The organism is Kitasatospora sp. NPDC032757, assembly GCF_055579305.1.
Genome location: NZ_JBVINN010000105.1, coordinates 1 through 1372, shown reverse-complemented (window position 1 = coordinate 1372; position 1372 = coordinate 1). Strand labels below are relative to the sequence as shown.

Genomic DNA, 1372 nt, shown 5'->3' with positions numbered 1-1372 from the left:
CGGATCTCCCGCGTAGCGGGTCAGGGGAAGCCGTATTGCCGTCAAGGCGATACGGCGTTGCGGTAGGTAACTACCTGTCACGTGGTCACAAGCAGCGGTGTTAGTGTGTGATCCATGGCGACCACCCAGGTGAAGCGGGCGTTCAAGTACCGCTTCTATCCGACCGATGCGCAGGCAGCTGAGCTGTCGCGCACGTTCGGGTGTGTTCGCAAGGTGTACAACCTGGCGTTGCAGGCCCGCACGGAGGCGTGGACGCTGCGCCAGGAGCGGGTCAACTACAACGCCACCAGCGCGATGCTGACGGCGTGGAAGAAGACCGGGGAACTGGCCTACCTCTGCGAGGTGTCGTCGGTTCCGTTGCAGCAGACTCTGCGCCACTTGCAGGGGGCGTTCGCGAACTTCTGGAACAAGCGGGCGAAGTACCCGACGTTCAAGTCCCGGAAGAAGTCCCGGCGCTCCGCCGAGTACACGTCGTCCGCGTTCCGGTTCCGGGACGGCCGGCTCACGCTGGCCAAAATGGACCAGCCGCTGGACATCGTGTGGTCGCGCCCGCTGCCCGAGGGCAGTTCGCCGTCCACGGTCACGGTGTCGCAGGACGCGGCCGGCCGCTGGTTCGTCTCGATGCTGTGCGACGACCGGCCCGTGATGCCCGCACCGGTCAACGAGGCCGTGGGCATCGACGCCGGCATCACCAGCCTGGTGACGCTCTCCACCGGGGAGAAGATCACCAACCCCAGGCATGAGCGCAAGGACCGCGAACGCCTTGCCAAGGCGCAGCGCGGTCTTGCCCGCAAGGCCAGGGGATCGAAGAACCGGGACAGGGCACGGCTCAGGGTTGGCCGGGCATACGTGCGGATTGCCAACCGGCGCAGGGACTTCCTGCACAAGCTGACCACTCGACTCGTTCGTGAGAATCAAACGATCGTGATCGAGGATCTGACCGTGCGGAACATGCTCAAGAACCGCACACTCGCTCGTGCCGTCTCGGATGCGAGCTGGACCGAGATGCGGTCCATGCTGGAGTACAAGGCCGACTGGTACGGGCGGGACCTGGTGGTCGTGGACCGCTGGTTCCCCTCCTCCAAGCTGTGCTCGGCCTGCGGCACCCTCCGGGGGAAGATGCCGCTCAACGTCCGGACATGGACGTGCGACTGCGGGACGACCCACGACAGGGACGTCAACGCGGCAAAGAACATCCTGGCCGCCGGACTGGCGGTTGCAGCCTGTGGAGACGGTGTAAGACCTCAACGGAGCACTCCGGGCGGGCAGTCGTCGGTGAAGCAGGAAACATCCCCACCGCAGCGCACACGCGCAGCGGCTCAGCCGCGAGGCTGAGGGGAATCCCCCTCGTTCACGAGGGGGAGGAAGTCAA

At 65.6% G+C, this 1372-nt stretch carries 1 protein-coding gene; it reads left to right on the top strand.

The window, feature by feature from the left end:
* Window positions 1-114 precede the first annotated feature (114 nt).
* A complete protein-coding gene (locus ACZ5WK_RS40265; RefSeq protein WP_465555536.1) occupies window positions 115-1335 on the top strand; it encodes an RNA-guided endonuclease InsQ/TnpB family protein in 1221 nt (406 codons plus the stop codon).
* Window positions 1336-1372: the final 37 nt, after the last annotated feature.

What these genes read in the sequence shown, in the direction of transcription:
- ACZ5WK_RS40265 (WP_465555536.1), top strand. Translation starts at nt 115, where the DNA reads ATGGCGACCACCCAGGTGAAGCGGGCGTTCAAGTACCGCTTCTATCCG.